We start from the raw sequence: 19,783 nt of genomic DNA, 5'->3' as shown, positions 1-19,783 counted from the left end.
GGGCGGCATGCCGATCCGTTTTCGGTGCTGGGGCCCCACGACGGCGTGGTCCGTGCGTGGGTGCCCGGCGCCACCGCCGTGTCGGTCGTCACCCATGATGGCCAACGCACCGCCCTGCGTGAGCAGGCGCATGGGCTGTATACCGGCGCGGCGCCTGGCGTCCGCCCGGGCCAACCCGGCTCGTACCGGCTGGCAATCCAGTGGCCGGGCGCCGAACAGGTCACGCACGATGCCTATGCCTTCGGCCCCGTCCTGTCGGCCGAGGACCTGGAGGCGCTGGCGGCTGGCGATTGGCGCCCCGCGTTGGAACTGCTGGGGGCACGGCTGACCGAGATGGACGGCATCCGCGGCCTGCGCTGCGCGGTGTGGGCGCCCAATGCGCGGCGCGTGGCCGTCGTGGGCGACTTCAACAGCTGGGACGGCCGCCGCCATCCGATGCGCCTGCGCCACGCGGCCGGCGTCTGGGAATTGTTCATCCCCGCAGTCGCGGCCGGCGAACGCTATAAGTTCGCGATCACCGGCACCGATGGCGCCATCACGCTGAAAGCCGACCCCATGGCGCGCCGCGCCCAGGCGGCGCCCGCCACGGCATCCGTCGTGGACGATCCCTCTCCCTACCCCTGGACGGACGACGCATGGATGCAATCCCGCGCCGGGCGCCAAGCGCGCCACGCCCCCATTTCCATCTACGAAGTACACGCCGGCTCCTGGGTCGCGCCCGATGGCGACCGCTGCGCCTGGGACCAGCTTGCCGACAAGCTGCCCGCCTACGCGCACGCCATGGGGTTCTCGCATGTCGAATTGATGCCGATCATGGAATACCCGTTCGGCGGGTCCTGGGGCTACCAGCCCCTTGGCCTGTTCGCGCCTTCCGCGCGCTTTGGTCCACCCGACGCCTTCGCCCGCTTCATCGATCGGTGCCACGCGGCCGGCATCGGCGTCATCCTGGACTGGGTACCCGCGCATTTTCCCGATGACGCGCACGGCCTGGCGCGTTTTGACGGCACGCCGTTGTATGAGTACGCGGACCCGCGCGAAGGCTATCACCCCGACTGGAACACGCTGGTCTACAACCTCGGCCGCACTGAAGTGAAAGCCTTCATGATCGCCAGCGCCATGCACTGGCTGCAGCGCTACCACATCGACGGCCTGCGCGTGGATGCCGTGGCGTCGATGCTCTACCGCGACTACAGCCGCCAGCCCGGCGAATGGATCCCGAACCGGCACGGCGGCCGCGAAAACCTGGAAGCGGTTGAATTCCTGCGGGCACTGAACGCGACCGTGCGCGAGCAGACCCCCGACGCCATCGTCGTGGCCGAAGAATCGACCGCCTGGCCTGGCGTGACGGCCCCGGTGGCCGAAGGCGGCCTGGGCTTCCACTACAAATGGAACATGGGCTGGATGCACGACACGCTGCGCTACATGCATGAAGACCCGGTGCACCGCAAGCACCACCACCACGACATCACCTTCGGCATGGCCTATGCCTATTCCGAACGCTTCATCCTGCCCCTCTCGCATGACGAAGTCGTCCACGGCAAGGGCTCGCTGTTGAACAAAATGCCGGGTGACCGGGCGGCCAAGCTGGCGAACCTGCGGGCCTATCTGGGCTTCATGTGGGCGCACCCGGGCAAGAAATTGCTATTCATGGGCGGCGAGCTTGCCTGCCCCACCGAATGGAACCACGACGCCGCCCTGGACTGGGCCTTGCTGGACGACGCGGGCCACAAAGGCGTGCAGCGCCTGGTGGCCGACCTGAATCGCCTCTATCGGGATACCCCCGCCCTGCATGAACTTGACGCCGAGCCCGCAGGCTTCGCCTGGGTGGTGATGGATGACGCCGACAACAGCGTGGCCGCGTTCCTGCGCCAGGGCCGCACATCGCTGGTGCTGGCCATTTCGAATTTCACGCCCGTCACGCGGCACGGCTACCGGGTCGGCGTGCCCGTTGCGGGACGCTGGATCGAAACGCTGAACACCGACGCGGGCTGCTATGGCGGCTCGGGCCAGGGCAATCAAGGCGCGGCGTTCACCGTCGCCGAGCCCTCGCACGGCCACGCGCAATCCCTGCCCCTGACGCTGCCGCCCCTGGCCACCTTATTTTTCACGCTGGAAGGCTGACCCCATGGATCCCTCTCAACTGCCCCGCCTCACGACCGGCCAGCCGTATCCGCTGGGTGCGGTCAGCGACGGCCTGGGCGTGAACTTCGCCGTCTTTTCCGCCAACGCCACGCGCATTGAACTGTGCGTGTTCGACGCGCGGGGCCGCAAGGAGCTGCGGCGTTTCGATTTGCCCGAATGCACGGATGAAGTCTGGCACGGCTACCTGCCCGATGCCCAACCGGGGCTGGTCTACGGCTACCGCGCGCACGGCCCCTATGATCCCCGCAATGGTCACCGGTTCAATCCGCACAAGCTGCTGCTGGACCCCTACGCGCGTCACCTGACCGGCCCCGCCAGCTGGAGCGACGCGCTGTTTGGCTACCGGATGAATCACGCGCGCGCCGACTTGTCGATGGACCGCCGCGACAGCGCGCCGGCGATGCCCAAGGCCATCGTGACGGAAGACGTGCCATTCAACTGGGGCAACAGCAAGGCGCCGCGCACCGCGTGGGCCGACACGACCATTTACGAGGTGCACCTGCGCGGCGTCTCGATGCAGCGTGAAGACCTGCGCCAGCCGCTACGCGGCACCTGCGCCGCCCTGGCGGACCCGCGTTTCATCGAACACCTGCACCGCCTGGGCGTCACCGCCATTGAATTGCTGCCGGTGCACGCCTTCCTGCAAGACCGGTTCCTGCTTGAACGCGGTCTACGCAATTACTGGGGCTACAACACCCTGTCGTTCTTCGCGCCCGAACCCGCGTATCTGCAGCGCGGCCCGAACGACCTGCGCCAGGCGGTGCGCCGCTTGCACGCGGCCGGCCTGGAAGTGATTCTGGACGTGGTCTACAACCATACCTGCGAAGGCAGCGAACTTGGGCCCACGATGTCATGGCGCGGCCTCGACAACGCCAGCTACTACCGCCTGATGCCGGGCGAAGAGCGTTACTACATCAACGACACTGGTTGCGGCAATACGGTGAACCTGTCGCATCCTCGCGTCCTGCAGATGGTGATGGATTCGCTACGCTATTGGACGCAGTCTTACGGCGTGGATGGCTTTCGTTTCGACCTGGGCGTGACGCTTGGCCGCGAAGGCACGGGCTTCGACCCGGGATCCGGCTTCTTCGATGCCCTGCTGCAGGATCCGGCGCTGGCCGGCGTGAAGCTGATCTCGGAACCGTGGGACATCGGGCCCGACGGCTATCAGCTGGGTAATCATCCGCCGGGGGTGGCCGAATGGAACGACCGCTACCGCGACACCGTCCGCCGCTACTGGCGCGGCGATGAAGGCATGCGCGGCGACATGGCGGCGCGGCTGTGCGGGTCCCGCGACGTGTTCGACCGACGTCACCGCCGGCCCTGGGCCAGCGTGAACTTCGTGGCCTCGCACGACGGCTTCACCACCCAGGACCTGGTCAGCTACGACGCCAGCCACAACGAGGCGAACGGCGAAAACGGCAACGATGGCCACGGAGAAAACTACAGCCGCAACTGGGGCGAGGAAGGGCCCACGCAGGACGACGCCATCCTGGAGCGGCGCGGCCAGGTGCAGCGGGCGCTGCTGGCGACCCTGTTCCTGTCCGACGGCACGCCGATGATGCTGGCCGGCGACGAATTCGGCAACAGCCAGGACGGCAACAACAACGCGTACTGCCAGGACGGCCCCTTGTCGTGGCTGGACTGGACCCTGGCCCAGAGCGACGCCGGGCGCGCGCTGAGCCATTTTGTCGCGCGCGCCGTCGCGCTGCGGCGCGATCACCCCAGCCTGCGTGCCGCGCGCTTCGGCGACGCCGCCCAGGAGATCTGCCCGGGCGTCGCCGCCATCAGCTGGTTCGACGCAGACGGCAGCCCGATCGGCCAGGCATCGTGGGACGATCCGCAGACCCTCGCCATGGCCCTGCGCCGCGCGGCGTTGCGCGACGACGGCAGCGCGGACATCACCCTGCTGCTGTTGAACCCGGGCGATGAACCCGTTGCCTTCACGTTGCCCGAGCCCGGCCTGCCCTGGATACGCGAACTGGATTCCGCCACGCAGGTCCCGACCGCGCCGGTCTCCGATACCGGCATCACCGTCCAGGCCCACGGCCTGGTGCTGCTGTCGGCCGCCTGCATCCCCGGAGGCTCATCATGACGGCATGGCCCGAGCCCTACACCCACGGCGCCCTGCCCCTGCCCGATGGCCGCACGCGTTTCCGCCTGTGGGCGCCCACCGCGCCCGACGCGCTGGCGTTGGTCATCGACGGACGCGACCCCATCGCGCTGCATCCAGGCACCGATGGGTACGCCGAGATCGAGGTGGATTGTCCGGCCGGTACCCGGTATCGCTACCGCATCGGCGATGACCTGTTGGTGCCGGATCCGGCATCGCGTCGGCAGGATGGAGACGTGCATGGGGCCAGTGTCGTCCCCGGGCCCGACACCTACCCTTGGCAGCATCCGTCCTGGCAGGGCCGGCCCTGGTCGGAAGCCGTCATCTACGAAGCGCACGCGGGCCTGGCCGGCGGCTTTGCAGGGCTGACCGCCAAGCTGCCCGAGCTGGCCGCGCTGGGCGTCACCGTTGTCGAGCTGATGCCCGTGGCCGACTTCCCCGGCCCGCGCAACTGGGGCTACGACGGCGTGCTGCCCTATGCGCCGGATGAAGCCTATGGCTCGCCGGACGCGCTCAAGCGCCTGATCGACACGGCGCACGGGTTGGGGATCAGCATGATGCTGGACGTGGTCTACAACCATTTCGGCCCCGACGGCAACTATCTGCCGCAATACGCCGCGCCATTCTTCCGGCACGACGTGTCAACGCCGTGGGGCCCTGCCATTGATTTCCGCCAGCCCGCCGTGCGCCGCTACTTTGAAGAGAACGCCTTGTACTGGCTGACGGAATTCCGCTTCGACGGCTTGCGGCTGGATGCCGTGCACGCCATTCCCGACCCGGAATGGCTGGTGGAACTGGCGCAGTTCGTGCGCGGCCAGATTCCGGCGCAGCGCCATATCCACCTGGTCCTGGAGAACGACGACAACCGCGCCAGTCTGCTCGGCCAGGGTTACGACGCACAATGGAACGACGACGCCCATCACGTGCTGCATCACCTGTTGACCGGGGAGTCGCACGGCTACTACGCCGACTATGCCGACCAACCCGCCCAGGCCCTGGCGCGTTGCCTGGAGCAGGGCTGGCTGTACCAGGGCCAGCCGTCGCGCGTCCGGCATGGCGCGTCGCGCGGCGAACCCAGCGGCCATCTGCCGCCCACCGCGTTCGTGCTGTTCCTGCAGAACCACGACCAGACCGGCAACCGCGCGGCGGGCGAGCGTCTGACGGTGCTGGTGAAAAATCCGGAACGTCTGCGCGCCGCGGTTGCGCTGCAACTGCTGGCGCCGCAGATTCCGTTGATCTTCATGGGCGAAGAAAGCGGTAGCCGTGCGCCGTTCCTCTATTTCACCAGCCACGCGGACGCGGCCCTGGCGCAGGCGGTACGCGACGGACGCCGGCGGGAGTTCTCGGCTTTTCCTGGCTTCAACGCGGCGGATGTCGCTGCCCTGCCGGATCCCAACGCGGAATCCACGTGGGCGCAGAGCCTGCCCTGGGCCACGGCAAGCGCTGAAGACGAAGAGGGGAACGACGACAGCGGCGATGCGCAAATTTGGCGCACCCTGTACGGAGCGCTGCTGCACTTGCGCCAGCGCGCGATTGCCCCGGTGCTGCCCGGCACGCGCAGCACCGGGGCACGTGCCGTCGGACCCGATGCCGTGCGCGCGCAATGGCTTTTGGGCGATGGCGCCCTATTGACGCTTTACGCCAACCTGGGCCCGGACCGGCAAGCGCTGCCCCCCGACCTGGCGCCGAAGGGCCCGCTGTTTTCATCGCTGCTGTTCGAATCCCGGCCGGGCGCGTTCGACGCGCTGGGGCTGGGCAGCCTGTGTGCCGACAGCACGGTCTGGCTGCTTGAGGATGCCGAATGAACACACCCGCCCAGAACGCCTTGTCAGCCCTGGCTGCCGAGGCCGGGATCATTGAAGACTGGATGGGCGCCGACCAGCGCCCCCGCCGCGTGTCACCCGATACGCTGCGGTCCCTGCTGGACGCCATGGATCTGCCCGCCAATTCCGACGCGGACATTCGCGACAGCCGTCACCGTCTGGCCGCTGCGTCGGCGCAAAGCCATCTGGCCCCGATGCTGATCGCACTGGCCGGCGACACGGTCGAGCTTCCCGGGCATTGCGCCGGCGTCTGCCAGATGCAGACCCGCTCGCAATCCCGGGTCGCCGTCCGCACGGCCAGCGCCGCCGACGGCACCACAACGCTGGTCGCGCCCGCCGAACCGGGTTACTACACGCTGACGACGCCAGGCGGCGTCACGACGCTTGCCGTCGCGCCGCCGCGCGCGCCTGCGGTCGACGAGCTGCTGCGCGTCAAGGATGCCCGCGCGTGGGGATTGGCCGTCCAGCTCTACAGCCTGCGGCGGCCGTCCCCGGACCTTGCGGTGGCGACGCACGGCTTCGGCGATTTCGGTGCGTTGCGCGACCTGGCCGCCACGGCCGGGGCCGCGGGCGCGGATGCGCTGGCGATCAGCCCGGTCCATGCGATGTTCGCGGCCGACCCCGCGCAATGCAGCCCCTATTCTCCGTCCAGCCGCCTGTTTTTGAATGCCCTGTATGCCCACCCCGCCAGCGTGCTGGGCGAAGCGGCGGTGCATCACGCATTGTCCGGCATGGATCAGGCGCGGCTGCGCGCGCTGGACGCGAGGCCGCTTATCGACTGGCCTGCCGCCGCCGCGTCCCGTCTGGAATTGCTGCGCCGCCTGCACGCCCGGTTCCCCGTCACCGCCACCCCGGCCCAGCGCAAGGCCTATGACGACTACCGCGCCACGGCGGGACAAGACTTGCATGACCACGCCTTGTTTGAAGCGCTGCATGCGGACCAGACGCGGGCACAAGGCGCGCCGATCCCCTGGACCGAATGGCCGGCCGAACTGCGCGACCCGAGATCACCCGCCGCGCAACGCTACGCCGACGCGCATCGGGCGGAAGTCGACGCGCACATGTTCAGCCAATGGCTGGCATCGGCCAGCCTGGCGCACGCCCAACAAGCCGCACGCGACGCCGGCATGCGTATCGGCGTGCTGGCGGATTTGGCGGTGGGCGGCAGCCCGGCGGGCAGCCACGCCTGGAGCCGCCAGGCCGACCTGATGACGCGCACCAGCGTGGGCGCGCCGCCGGATCTGCATAATCCACAGGGCCAGGGTTGGGGCCTGACCGCGCTGTCGCCCGCCGCGTTGCGGCAATCGGGATACGCGGCGTTCCTGGCCATGTTGCGCGCCAGCCTGGCCCATGCGGGCGGCGTGCGCATCGACCATATCCTGGGCATGGCGCGCATGTGGCTGATTCCGGATGGCGCCTCACCGCAGGACGGCGCCTATCTGCGCTACCCGCTCACTCAGTTGCTGCGGCTGACGGCGCTGGAAGCCTGGCTGCGCCGCGCCCTGGTCATCGGCGAAAACCTGGGTACGGTGCCCGATGGCTTCGACGCCCGGCTGCAAGAACAGGGTCTGCTGGGCATGAACGTGCTGTGGTTCATGCGCGCCCCCGAACCCGCGCCTGAACCCGACCCTGAACCCGCGCTTGCTCCGAGTGCGCGGCCGGTCGAACCGGCGGGCTTTCTGGCGCCGGCCGACTGGCCGCCGCACGCCGTGGCCATGACCACCACGCACGACCTGCCCACGCTGGAGGGGTGGTGGCATGGGCAGGACATCCTGTGGCGCTCGCGGCTAGGGCTGCTGGGCCCGGAACAGGACGAGGCCACGCTGCGCGCCGGGCGGCTTGCCGACCGCGCCGCCTTGTGGCGAGCCGTGCAGACATCCTCGCCGACCGCTTCCGCGTTGCCGCCTTCCCGCGAACCGCCGAGCGCGGAATTGCTGGGCTTCGTCGCGGCAACGCCATGCCCCTTGATGCTGGTAACGCTGGAAGACCTGACGGGCCAATTGGATCAGCCCAATCTGCCCGGCACCGTCGCCGACCATCCCAACTGGCGTCAGCGCGCGCCGCTGTCCGTCGCCGATTGCCTGAACGCGCCGGCCACCACCACGCGCCTGCAATCCGTGCGCGCCATCAGGGGCCGGCCATGAACGCGCCCCGCGCCACCGCGCGCCTGCAATTGCACGCGGGCTTCACGCTGGACGACGCCCGCGCGCAGCTTCCGTACTATGCCGCGCTGGGCGTCAGCCACCTGTACCTGTCGCCCATCACCGAAGCCCGGCACGGCTCGACCCATGGGTATGACGTGATCGACCACCAGCGCGTCAGCGGCGCGCTGGGCGGAGAACCCGCCTTGCGCCGCCTGGCCGCCGCAGCCCGATCGCTGGGCTTGGGCCTGATCGCCGACATCGTGCCCAACCACATGGCCGCGCACCCCTCCAATGCGTGGTGGGCCGACGTGCTGCGCCTGGGGCCGCGCAGTCCGCACGCGCGCGCTTTCGATATCGATTGGCGGCCGGCCGACCCGGCCTTGCGCGGCAAGGTCTTGCTGCCGGTGCTGCCCGAACCCTATGGGCAATGCCTGCAAGCCGGCGGCATAAGGCTCATCCATGACTCGGATGCCTACGTCGTGGCCGTCGGCGACCTGCACCTGCCCATCGCGCCCGGATTCGCGGCGGACACCGACGATGCCGCCGCCGTCTGCGCCGCCTATGACGCCCATGCCGCCGACGGGCGCGCACGCCTGCACGACTTGTTGGAACGCCAGCATTACCGGCTGGCGTGGTGGCGGACCGCGCCCGAACAGATCAACTGGCGCCGCTTCTTCGAAATCAGCGAACTGGTCGGCGTGCGCGTCGAAGACAAGGCCGTCTTCGACGCCGTGCACCGGATGGTGTTGCGCCTGTACCAGGAAGGCATTCTGGACGGGTTGCGCATCGACCACGTCGATGGCCTGGCCAGCCCCGGCGCCTATTTGCGTCGGCTGCGCCAGGCACTGACGCAGGCAGGCGCAGGACGCGCAGGGGCCTACCTCGTCGTGGAAAAGATATTGGCCGACGGCGAAACCCTGGATTCCCGCTGGCCGGCCGACGGCACGACGGGCTACGACTTCATGGACCAGGCGGGCGCGCTGCTGCATGCGCCCGACGCCGAAGCGCCGCTGCAGGCGTTCTGGAACACGCTGAGCGGCGATCCCCGCGACGCGCCGGCGCAATTGCTGGATGCCCGCCAGCGGATGCTGGCCAGGCACTTCCCCGCGGAACGCCTGGCACTGGCGCATGCGTTGGCACATGTCGCCCGCATGGACCCGGCAACGCGCGACTGGACGTTCCCTGCCATCGACCGCGTGCTGACCGCCCTGCTGGCCGCGTTCCCGGTGTATCGCACCTACGCGGAAGACGGGGGCCGCAGCCCCGCCGATACCGATTGGATCGGCACGGCCCTGGACCAGGCCCGTGCGCAGCTGGGGCCGAACACGGCCGACGGACAACTGCTTGCGCAACTTGACCAATGGCTCGGTGGCGCTTCATTCCAGAGTGGGCCGGCGGCGGGCAGTGACGCCGCCACCTCGCCTGTGCTGGCGGGCGCGTTGGCGCATTGCCTGCGCCGCTTTCAACAGCTGACGCCGCCGCTGGCGGCCAAAGCGCTGGAAGACACCCTGTTCTACCGGCGCGGGCCGCTGCTGTCCCGCAACGAAGTGGGGTCCAGCCCCGAACGATTTTCGCTGTCGCCCGAGGCCTTTCACGCGCTATGCGCGGAACGCGCCGCCCGCCTCCCCCTTGCCATGCTGGCCACCGCCACCCACGACCACAAGCGGGGCGAAGACACGCGGGCCCGGCTGGCGGTATTGAGTGAAGCGCCCCACGCATGGATTGGCCTTGCCCGGACCTGGGTGCCGCGGCTGGCCCGGCTTGGCCCCATCGCGCCCGCCGACGCCTATGTGCTGCTGCAATCCCTGGTGGGCGCATGGCCGCTTGACCTGGCGCCCGACTCGCCCGACGGGCCGTTGGCAAGCTACCTGGACCGCATCGCCCAATGGCAGGAAAAGGCGCTGCGCGAGGCCAAGCTGCGCACCAGCTGGACGGACCCCGATCCGGTCTACGAACACGCGGCGCGCCGTTGCATCGACGCGCTCAAGGACACGGACGATGGCCGCGTCCTGCTGCGGGAAATCGGCGAGCACGCGTTGCGCATCGCCCCCGCAGGTCTGGTGAACAGCCTTGCGCAGACCTTGCTGCGGTGCACGCTGCCCGGCGTGCCGGACCTCTACCAGGGCACGGACCTATGGGACTTCAGCCTGGTCGATCCCGATAACCGCCGCCCGGTCGACTACGCGGCCCGGGCGGGCCTGCTGGCCTCGGACGATGCGGGCGAACCAATCGCCACCGGCGCACAGGCCTGGCACACCGGCGCAATCAAGCAAGCCCTGATCCGCCGCGCGCTGCATCTGCGCGCCCGCCATCCACAGATGTTCAGCCAGGCCCCCCACGAACCGCTGGCGGCGCATGGCCCAAAAGCCGCCCATGTGGTGGCCTACCTTCGGCGGCACGATGCCCGCAGCGTGCTCGTCGTCGTGCCCCGGTTATGCGCGCAAACGCTTGGCGCCTATGCGCACGGCCAGGCCGGGCAGGCGCACCGGTTCTGGGCCGGCACCCGCATCCGGCTGCCGGCCGGCACGCCCCCGGATGCCCTGCTGAATACGCTGTCCGGACAGTGCCCGCGCATCGACGCCGCCGGCGACGTGGACGTAAGCGAACTGCTGCGCGATTGCCCGGTCGCGCTGTGCGTCACCGCGTGACGCGGACCGCGCCGCGACGCCACATTTGCGCTGCCGCCGCTTTCTCTTTACGCTGCGGTTCTTTCGCAGGCCGGAATCCGCCGGTCCCGGGTTCCCTTCCTATCCGAACACGATGATCCGTCCCATGCAGGCACCGCGCGCATGATCGCGTTGCTGCAGCCCTTCTTTCGTGAAGACTGGCGCCCCTACGCCGAAACGGTGCAACTGGGCGCGCCCCCGGCCGGCGCCAGCAAGGCCGCGGCCTTGCTGGGCGATGAGCCCGGGCTGGCCGACACGCTTGCCCGCCATCGCCGCCATTGGTCGGATGCCGATCCACGCGCGGTGGCCTCCGCCTGGGCCATGAGCTATCTGTGGACCCTGTTGCCGCCCGTGGCCGCGGCCGCCAGCGGCGCACGCCACGCGCTGCCCGCGCGCAGCGACGCCATGTGGATCGAACTGGACGTCAACGCGGCGCCTGCCCGCTTCCAGATCGCGGAACTGGGCGCGCCGGACCCCGGCGGCGATGTCTGGCGCCGGTACGACGCGCTGGTCTGGCACCACCTGCTGCCCTTGGCCGATGCGTTGTTTCGCGCCAGCCGGCTGCCGCGCAAAGTGGTGTGGGGCGGCGCGGTGCGCTACCTGGAGGTCGTGCTGAAGGCGGTCGAAACGCAGACGCACGGCACCGCGGCAAGCGACGCCGTGCGCCAGGACAGGCTGGCGCTGCTGGAAAACCCCTGGTGGGGTTGCCCCGCGAACGAACGCGCCAATCCGCTTTGCCTGCCGCCCCGAACATCGCGCGGCCCGGGGCCCGCGGTGACGCTGCACCGCGAGTGCTGCCTCTACCACCTCTTGCCCACCGCGCAGTATTGCGCGGCCTGCCCGCTGGCGCCGCAGCATCGGGCCCCCGCCCGGCGCGGTTAGTACTGATAGCGCATCGTCATCATCGCGCTGCGTCCCGCGCCCCAGGCGCCCTGGCTATAGAACCCCACCTGGCTGTAGTACTTGCGGTCGAACACATTGTTCACGTTCAACTGCGCCGACAGATTGCGGTTGAACCGGTAGCGCGCCATCAGGTTGGTGATGGCGTAGCTGCCCTGGCCCACGCGTTCGGCGCCATTGGGACCACTGGCGATGGTGTAGACGTGGCTTTGCCAGTTGACGCCGCCGCCCACTGTCAGCTTGTTCCAGTCGCCGGGCAACTGATAGGTCGTGAACACGCGCACCAGGCTGCGCGGCTGGTCGGTCTGGATCGCCTTGCCCTCGCCATCGCTAGCGGTCCAATGGGACCAGCCCGCCGCCAAGTTCCAGCCCGGCGTGACTTCGCCCGACACTTCCAGGTCAAAGCCTCGGCTGCGCGTGCCTTGCGCGGCCCGATAGGCCTCGTTGATCGTGCCCGGCACCAGGTATCCCGTATCGGCCTGCGCCACGTTGTCCTGGTCGATCTGGAACACGGCGGCGCTGGCGTTCAGGCGCCCTTCCAGGAATTCGCCCTTGACGCCGGCCTCGTAGGACTTGCCTTCAAGGGGGTCGAGCCACCCACCGTTACGGTCCTGATAGCTTTGTGGATTGAAAATCCCCGTGTAGCTCACATAGGCGGTGTAGGTGTCGTTGATGTCGTACAGCAGCCCGGCATACGGCGTGAAGGCGTTCTTGTCGAAGGCGGTGTGATTGCCGCCGCCGAAGCCGACGGAATCCGTCTTCCAGGTGCTGTAACGGCCGCCGACGATCAGCTTCAGCGGATCGGCCAGATTCAGACGCAATGCGCCGTACCAGCCAGTTTGCTTGGTCGTGTAGCGGCTAGCGGTAACGGACGTGCCGTTCCAGTCCGGTTCCGGATACGAGCCGTCCCAATCCAGGAAATTGCCGACCGGCGCGGTGGATAAGGACGACCGGTAGTCGAAGTCGGCGTACTGGCGGTTGAAGCTTGCGCCCACCACGGCCTCGTGGCGGCGGCCGAACATCGTGAACGGGCCCGACGCCTTGACGTCGATGCTGTTCTGCTTGCGATCGCCCAGATACCAGGAAGGCGACGCCCCCATGCCCAGCCCGGTCTCGCGATCGGGCCATCCGTACAGGTACAACAGCTTGCCGTCCATCTCGTGCTTGGAGTGCGACGCCACCGCCTGCACGCGCCAGTCGTTGTCGAAGCGGTGTTCCAGGCTGGCGAACCCACCTTGGGTCGTGCTTGCCCAAGCGCTCCAGTCGGCCCCGGTGTTCAACGAACGCTTCCAGTCGGTGCGCCCGCCATCCGCGTACCACAGCGGAAAACCGCCCCAACTGCTGCGCTGCGGGTCATTGTCCTGGTAGTTGAAGCCCGCGCTAAGGGTGGTGCGCGAGGTCAGGTCCGCGTCCACCACGCCGTAGAAAACCGTCTTCTTGTTCTGATAGCCGTCCAGGAAAGAATGGCTGTCCTGATACGCCGATACGATGCGGCCGCGCACGCTGCCGTCGGTGTTCAGCGGCGTCGACAGGTCCAGCGTGCCGCGGTAGTTGTCCCACGTGCCGGCGCTGACGCTCAGGTCGGCCTTGAACTCGCGGCTGATGGCGTGCTTGCGGACCAGGTTGATGGACGCGGAGGGATTGCCGGCGCCGGTCAACAAGCCGGTGGCGCCCCGCACGACCTCGACGCGGTCATAGATGATGGGATCGACGGACGATTCGCCGGCGGCGTAACCGGTGTCGAAACTCGTGGGTATGCCGTCATACATGTAATTGCTGACGGAAAAGCCGCGCGAGCTGAACGAGTACCGCTCGCTGTCGTAGTTCTGCACCGAGATGCCTGGCGTGCTGGCCATCACATCGGCCAGCGAACGCATGTCTTCATCGTCCATGCGCTGGCGCGTCACGACGGTGACCGATTGCGGCGTCTCGCGCAACGTCAACGCCAGCCCGGTGCTGGCGGCGGTGGCGCGCGGCGTGTACGAGCCGGAGCCTTCGGTCGTGGTGCCATCGCCTTCGCCCACCACCTGCACGCTGGGCAGGGTGGCTACCCCGGCTTCCTGCGCCGCCGCGGTGGCGGATGCCAGGGCCAGGAAAAGCCCCCATGCCACGCAGGCGCTGCGTGTCTGCTGCCCTTCAGCGAGGCGTAGCGTGAATCGGGGACGAATATTGGATGGATGGCCACCCGGCCGGTGAACGTGCATGTCGACTACCTCTCCCACAGCGATCTGCTGAATCGGGAAGAAGTGTAATGCAACTGATTCGCATCTTTATTATCTGTTGTCGAATTACGACGGCCAGGCCGGCAGGCCGCGCGCCGGGTTGCGTCTCTGCCCTGCTGGCGTCGAGCCCGCGTCTAGATATCGGCCGACCGCGTGATGTGCCGCCTGAGCAGCGCGGTGGCGTAGTCGCGGTCACCCTCGGCCAGCGCCGCCAAGATCCCCAAGTGATCGGTACACGCCTGATGGATGTGGACCTCGGCCAGATGCCCAAAGTTGGCGTATTCCGTCATGCGCCGCAATGAGTTCTGGCGCCGCACGGCCTCGGTCAGGAAGCGGTTGTTGGACCACGCCGCCAACGTCTCGTGAAAGGCTGCATTGGCGTTGAACCAGGCGTCGCGCTGCAGTTGTTCGATGGGCATCTGCAGGATCTCGGTCTGCTCGCGTTGCAAGGCGGCCAACTGGTCGGGGCGCGGCGCGTAGCCCGGCGTCATCAGCGCGTTGCATTCAACGATCAGCCGGAATTCGTAGCTCTCGTTCACCGCCTGCTCGTTGTCCAGGCTTTCCGCGAAGTGCCAGCCATGCCCCGGCAGCCGCTCAGCCAGCCCCTCGGTGGCAAAACGCATCAACGCGCGCCGCACCGCGCCGCGTGTCACCTGGAATTGCTCGACCAGTTGCGCCTCGGACACTTCCGCGCCCAGCCGGCCGACCGCGCGCGCGCTCATCAAATCGCCGTACAGGCTTTCCGATTCGGAATGCGGCATCAGTTCGTCCAGGCTTTCGTCGCTGCCCGGTTCGCGTTCCAGCCGGTAGCCCTTGCCGGGCGTATACGCCACCAGGCCCTGGCGCGTCAGCAGATTCAGCGCTTGCCGGATCGGCGACCGGGACACCTTGAGTTCTTGCGCCAGGCGCGCATCCGACAGCCGTTCGCCAACCTGCCAGCGGCCGCCTTGAATCAGCGCCGTGAGCTTGCGGGCGACTTCGATCTGTAGGGGACTTAGCTCCTGCATGGCATCGCGCTCCTGCGCTTCACGGTGGGTTCCTATGCTCAATGCCAATTCGCATCCTTGGCATTCACGTTTTCCCTAAATTTCATATAACGCCACATAAAACAGATTGACAGCCAACATCCGGCCTATTTAGTGTATTACACAGCATCAAAATACAAAAGGACAAGCGATGGCGATCACCCCCTTTCCCTGCGTGACGTTGACGGGCGGCCCCGAAGAGCGCGGCCGCCAGTACGGTCGGGCGCTGGCTCCTCGCATCCGGCAGAGCGTGGCGCTATACGGCGGGGCCCTGGACGGATTCGGCATGAGCGCCGCGCAAAAGACAGCCCTGATCGCCGACTACGCGCGCCGCATCGGTGACTTCGACGAACGCTACGTCGAGGAAATGCACGGCATCGCGGCCGGCGCAGGGGTACCGTTCGAAGACATCGTCATGATCAACGCCCGCACCGAGGTCATGGCACTGGCGCGGGCGCAAAGCGCCACGGCCAACCCCGACGACGAGGCCGACGACGGTTGCACCGGGGCCATCCTGCTGCCCGAACGCAGCGCCTCCGGCAATCTGATCCACGCGCAAAACTGGGACTGGCGCGCCGAATGCGCCGACACCGGCGTGGTGCTGCGGGTGCGTCAGAACCACGGCCCCGACTACCTGACCTTCGTCGAAGCCGGCGGGCTGGCGCGCAGCGGCTTGAACGCGGCAGGTGTGTCCATCACCGCCAATTACCTGGAATGCGAGCGCGACTACCGGTCGCTGGGCGTGCCGCTGGGCCTGATCCGCCGCAAGGTGCTGGAACAGGAGCACTTCGCGCTGGCGGCCAAGGTCGTGGCGACCACGCCCAAGTCGTGCTCGAACAACATCATGATCGCGTCGGCGGCGGGCTTCGGCATTGATTTCGAATGCGCGCCGGACGAGGCCTTCCCGCTGTATCCGGACGACGGCTTGATCGTGCACGCCAACCACTGGGTGGGCGCCATCGCGCTGTCCAAGCTGCGCGACACGGGCATTCCCCACGTGCCCGAGAGCTTCTACCGCGACTGGCGCGTGCGCCGGCTGCTGCAGGCGCAAGGCCGCCTGCTTGACCGCGAAGGCGTCAAGGCCGCCCTGTTCGACGACTTCCTGGCGCCCTATTCCGTCTGCCGCCCCGCACGCCACGGCGACGGCGGCAACCTGACCGCCACCGTGGCGATGATCGTCATGGAACCGGCGTTGGGCATCATGGAAATCGCGCCCATGCCCGCAGCGAATCGGCGCTTCACCACCTACCGGCTGGACGGCGACGAACCGGGCGACGCGGTCGACGTGCGCGAGTCCGAACTGGCGGCAGCCTGACGCCATGCTCAGATTCGTCGCCTCGCGCATCGGCATGGCGCTGCCCACGCTGCTGATCGTCGCGCTTGCCGTGTTCATCCTGGTGCGGCTGATCCCGGGGGATCCGGCCGCGCTGATGCTGGGCGACTCCGCCGATGCGGCCAGCCTAGCGGCGTTGCGCGAACAGCTGGGTCTGAACGCCAGTTGGCCGACGCAATTCGCCATCTGGGCCGGGCACGTGCTGCAAGGCGACCTGGGACAATCCATCGCCAACCGCCAGCCGGTGATGACGCTGATCCTCGAGCGGTTCGCGGTCAGCGCGCAGATCGTGCTGCCCGCCGTGGTGCTCGCCACCCTGGTGGCCGTGCCAGCGGGCATGTTCGCGGCCTGGCGCCAAGGCCGCATGGCGGACCTGGCGCTGGTGGCCGGCGCCACGCTGCTGCTCTCGCTGCCGGCGTTCTGGATGGGTCTGCTGCTGTTGCTGCTCTTCGCGCTGAAACTGGGCTGGTTTCCCGTGGTGGGCTTCGTCGCCTTCAGCGAAAACCCCGGCCGCGCGCTGCTGTACCTGGTACTGCCGGTCGCCACGCTGTTGCTGCACGAGATCGGCGTGATCCTGCGCATGACCCGTGCCTCGACCCTGGAAGTGCTGCATCTGGACTACATCACCCACGCCCGCGCCAAGGGCCTGCCGGAAAGCAAGGTGATGTGGCGCCACGCCTTCAAGAATTCGTTCGGCCCCACCTGGACGCTGCTGGGGCTGATCCTGGGCAACCTGCTGGCGGGCATCGCGGTCATTGAAACCGTGTTCACCATCCCCGGGCTGGGGCGTCTGCTGGTGGACGCCATCTTCGCCCGGGACTACCCCGTCATCCAGGGCTGCCTGCTTTTCATCGCCACGGTCTACGTCCTGGTGAACCTGCTGGTGGACCTGCTCTATCCGATTTTCGACCCCAGGGTGGCCGCGAAATGACCCGTCGTTCCCTTACCGCCGTCATCGGCGGCACCTTGGTCGCGGCCGTGGTGATCACGGCGTTGGTGGCCCTGTTCTGGACGCCCTACGACCCGCTCAAGCTTGATTTCAAGTCGCGCCTGGCCGCGCCCAGCCTGACCCACCTGATGGGCACGGATGAACTGGGCCGCGACGTGTTCAGCCGGCTGATGCGCGGCACCACCGCCAGCCTGCGCGTCAGTCTGATGACCGTGCTGCTGGCGACGGGCGCCGGCGTCCTGATCGGCGCCGTCAGCGGCTATCTGCGCGGCTGGCCGGACCGCGTGCTGATGGCGCTGAACGACGCACTGCTGGCCTTTCCCGGGCTGCTGCTGGCGCTTGGGCTGCTGGCCGTTTTCGGCGCCAGCGAAACCGGCATCATCCTGGCGCTGGCGCTGGCTTATATGTCGTCGGTCGTGCGGGTGGTGCGCGGCACCGTGATGAGCCTGCGCGAACGCGAATTCGTCCGAGCGTCCCGCGTGATGGGCAACTCAGAGTTCTATACGTTGATGCGGCATCTGCTGCCCAACTGCCTGGCGCCAGTGATTGTCATGGCGACGTCCATGTGCGGCTGGATCATCCTGGCGGAAAGCTCGCTCAGTTTCCTGGGCCTGGGCGTGGCGCCGCCCGCGCCGACCTGGGGCAACATGCTGGCCGGCAGCCGCACCTACATCGGCCAGGCCGCCTGGCTGGCCATCTTTCCCGGCCTGGCGATTTCGCTGTCGTTGCTGGGCATCAATTTGCTGGGCGACGCACTGCGCGACCGGCTGGACCCCCGCATGCGGAGGCGCGTATGACTTCCCCCGTCCTGCTCGATATCGACGCCCTGACGCTGACCGCCGGCCATGGCCACAACGTGGTTTCGCAAGCCAGCATGCAGGTCGCGCGTGGCGAGATCGTCGGTGTGGTCGGCGAATCGGGCTCTGGCAAAACCATGCTGGGCCGGGCCATCATGCGGCTGACCCCGCAGGCCATCGACCGCGCGGGCGGCGACATCCGGCTGGACGGCACTTCCGTCTACGGGCTGCGGCCCGCGCAATTGCGCGCCCTGCGCGGCCCGAAGGTGGCCATGGTGTTCCAGGAACCCATGACGTCGCTGACGCCGTCGCTGACCGTCGGCCAGCAATTGGCCGAAGGGCTGGAACAGCATGCGCCCGGCGAACGCGCCACGCATCGCGACCGCATCGAAGCCATGCTGCGCCGCGTCGGGCTGACCGACGTGTCCCGCGTGCTGGATGCCTATCCGCACGAATTCTCGGGAGGCATGCGTCAACGCATCATGATCGCCTCGGCCATGCTGCTGCGCCCCGCGCTGCTGATCGCCGACGAACCCACCACGGCGCTGGACGCCGTGATTCAGCGGGAAGTGATGGAGATGCTGGTGGAACTGACCCAGGAGAACGGCACGGCCGTGCTGCTGATCAGCCACGATCTGCCGATGGTGGCGCGCTATGCGCAGCGCATGGTGGTCATGCGGCGCGGCGATATCGTCGAAACCGGCCCGACCGCGCAATTGCTGGCCACGCCCGCGCACGACTACACGCGCCAGTTGCTGGCGACGCTGCCGCAACGGCGTCCGCCGCGTCCGCTTGCCACCCAGGCGCCACTGCTGTCGGCGCGCGGCCTTACGGTGGAATATGGCGCGCGCCAGGGCTGGTTTACCCGGCAGGCCGGCAACCGCGTGCTGCACGGTATCGACCTGGATATCCACCCCGGCGAAGTCGTGGCCGTGGTGGGCGAGTCCGGTTCCGGCAAGACCACGCTGGGTTCCGTGCTGACCGGGCTGGTCGCGCCGACCGGTGGCGCGCTGCGCTACAAAGGCCAGCCGCTGGCCGCCCGCGGCGCCGCCTTCAACGACTATCGCTATAACTGCCAAATGGTGTTCCAGGACCCGTATTCGTCGCTGGACCCGCGCATGACCGTGTTCGCGCTGGTGGCCGAAGCCCTGCGGCTGGCGCCCGGGCTCAGCGCGGCGCAAAAAGACGAGCGTGTCGCCACGACCTTGCGCGACGTCGGCCTGGACGGCGACTTTGGTCTGCGCTATCCGCACGAACTATCCGGCGGACAGCGCCAGCGCGTGGCGATCGCCCGCGCCCTGGTGCGACGGCCGGCGCTGCTGATCGCCGACGAAGCGGTGTCGGCGCTGGACGTCACGGTCCGCGCCCAGGTGCTGGACCTGCTGGCGGACCTGCAACAACGCTATGGATTTTCCTGTCTGTTCATCAGCCATGACCTGGGCGTGGTGGAGCAGATCGCCGACCGCGTCATCGTGATGCAGGCGGGCCGGATCGTCGAAGCCGGCACCCGCGACGCCATTTTCGACCGCCCCCGCGAACCCTATACACGCCAGTTGCTGGGCGCCATCCCCATGCTGGAAGCCACCGCCGCCGGCGGCGTCCGCCTGAAGTGGCGCAACGACACGCTGGCCATGGCGCAACCCGCCGAATCGTTTTCCTAGGAGATCCC

12 protein-coding genes are annotated in these 19,783 nt (G+C 68.2%); 10 read left to right on the top strand and 2 right to left on the bottom strand.

Going from position 1 to position 19,783, the window contains the following annotated elements:
- The 6 genes from glgB to fhuF all read left to right on the top strand — a co-directional run.
- On the top strand, window positions 1-2,121 hold a 2,121-nt coding region (gene glgB, locus CQ050_RS11200), incomplete at its 5' end, for a 1,4-alpha-glucan branching protein GlgB (protein ID WP_233213966.1).
- Window positions 2,122-2,125: 4 nt separating this feature from the next.
- Window positions 2,126-4,237 (top strand): glycogen debranching protein GlgX, encoded by a 2,112-nt coding sequence (gene glgX / locus CQ050_RS11195; RefSeq protein ID WP_105556887.1) that lies wholly within the window; start codon window positions 2,126-2,128, stop codon window positions 4,235-4,237.
- Window positions 4,234-6,060, top strand: coding sequence for a malto-oligosyltrehalose trehalohydrolase (gene treZ, locus CQ050_RS11190; protein WP_105556886.1), 1,827 nt, complete (start codon window positions 4,234-4,236; stop codon window positions 6,058-6,060). Before glgX ends, treZ begins: the two co-directional genes overlap by 4 nt.
- Entirely contained in the window at window positions 6,057-8,222 is a 2,166-nt protein-coding gene (gene malQ / locus CQ050_RS11185; protein ID WP_105556885.1) for a 4-alpha-glucanotransferase, read from the top strand. The genes treZ and malQ overlap by 4 nt, the downstream gene beginning before the upstream one ends.
- Entirely contained in the window at window positions 8,219-10,870 is a 2,652-nt protein-coding gene (gene treY, locus CQ050_RS11180; RefSeq protein WP_105556909.1) for a malto-oligosyltrehalose synthase, read from the top strand. Before malQ ends, treY begins: the two co-directional genes overlap by 4 nt.
- Before the next feature lie 141 nt (window positions 10,871-11,011).
- Entirely contained in the window at window positions 11,012-11,770 is a 759-nt protein-coding gene (gene fhuF / locus CQ050_RS11175) for a siderophore-iron reductase FhuF (RefSeq protein WP_105556884.1), read from the top strand.
- Here fhuF and fhuE read toward each other — a convergent pair.
- Window positions 11,767-13,992, bottom strand: coding sequence for a ferric-rhodotorulic acid/ferric-coprogen receptor FhuE (gene fhuE / locus CQ050_RS11170; RefSeq protein ID WP_105556883.1), 2,226 nt, complete (start codon window positions 13,990-13,992; stop codon window positions 11,767-11,769). The two genes, fhuF and fhuE, sit on opposite strands and share 4 nt — an antisense overlap.
- Window positions 13,993-14,144: 152 nt before the next feature.
- Window positions 14,145-15,017, bottom strand: a complete 873-nt coding sequence (locus CQ050_RS11165; RefSeq protein WP_105556882.1) for a GntR family transcriptional regulator — start codon at window positions 15,015-15,017, stop codon at window positions 14,145-14,147.
- A gap of 169 nt (window positions 15,018-15,186) precedes the next feature.
- On the opposite strand from CQ050_RS11165, the gene CQ050_RS11160 reads away from it, so the two are divergent.
- The 4 genes from CQ050_RS11160 to CQ050_RS11145 are packed head-to-tail and all read left to right on the top strand — an operon-like array spanning window position 15,187 to window position 19,775.
- Entirely contained in the window at window positions 15,187-16,350 is a 1,164-nt protein-coding gene (locus CQ050_RS11160) for a C45 family peptidase (protein ID WP_105556881.1), read from the top strand.
- A 4-nt stretch (window positions 16,351-16,354) separates the two neighbouring features.
- Window positions 16,355-17,299 (top strand): ABC transporter permease, encoded by a 945-nt coding sequence (locus CQ050_RS11155; protein ID WP_105556880.1) that lies wholly within the window; start codon window positions 16,355-16,357, stop codon window positions 17,297-17,299.
- Window positions 17,296-18,114 carry an ABC transporter permease gene (locus CQ050_RS11150; protein ID WP_105556879.1) on the top strand — a complete coding sequence of 273 codons (819 nt, stop codon included), beginning with the start codon at window positions 17,296-17,298 and terminating at the stop codon, window positions 18,112-18,114. Before CQ050_RS11155 ends, CQ050_RS11150 begins: the two co-directional genes overlap by 4 nt.
- Complete coding sequence (locus CQ050_RS11145) at window positions 18,111-19,775, top strand: ABC transporter ATP-binding protein (protein ID WP_105556878.1); 1,665 nt, start codon at window positions 18,111-18,113, stop codon at window positions 19,773-19,775. The genes CQ050_RS11150 and CQ050_RS11145 overlap by 4 nt, the downstream gene beginning before the upstream one ends.
- Window positions 19,776-19,783: the final 8 nt, after the last annotated feature.

Origin of the sequence: Achromobacter sp. MYb9, from assembly GCF_002975275.1 — a bacterium.
GTDB lineage: Bacteria > Pseudomonadota > Gammaproteobacteria > Burkholderiales > Burkholderiaceae_B > Achromobacter.
The sequence above is the reverse complement of the archived record's forward strand: the minus strand, read 5'-3'. Positions and strand labels throughout refer to the sequence as shown.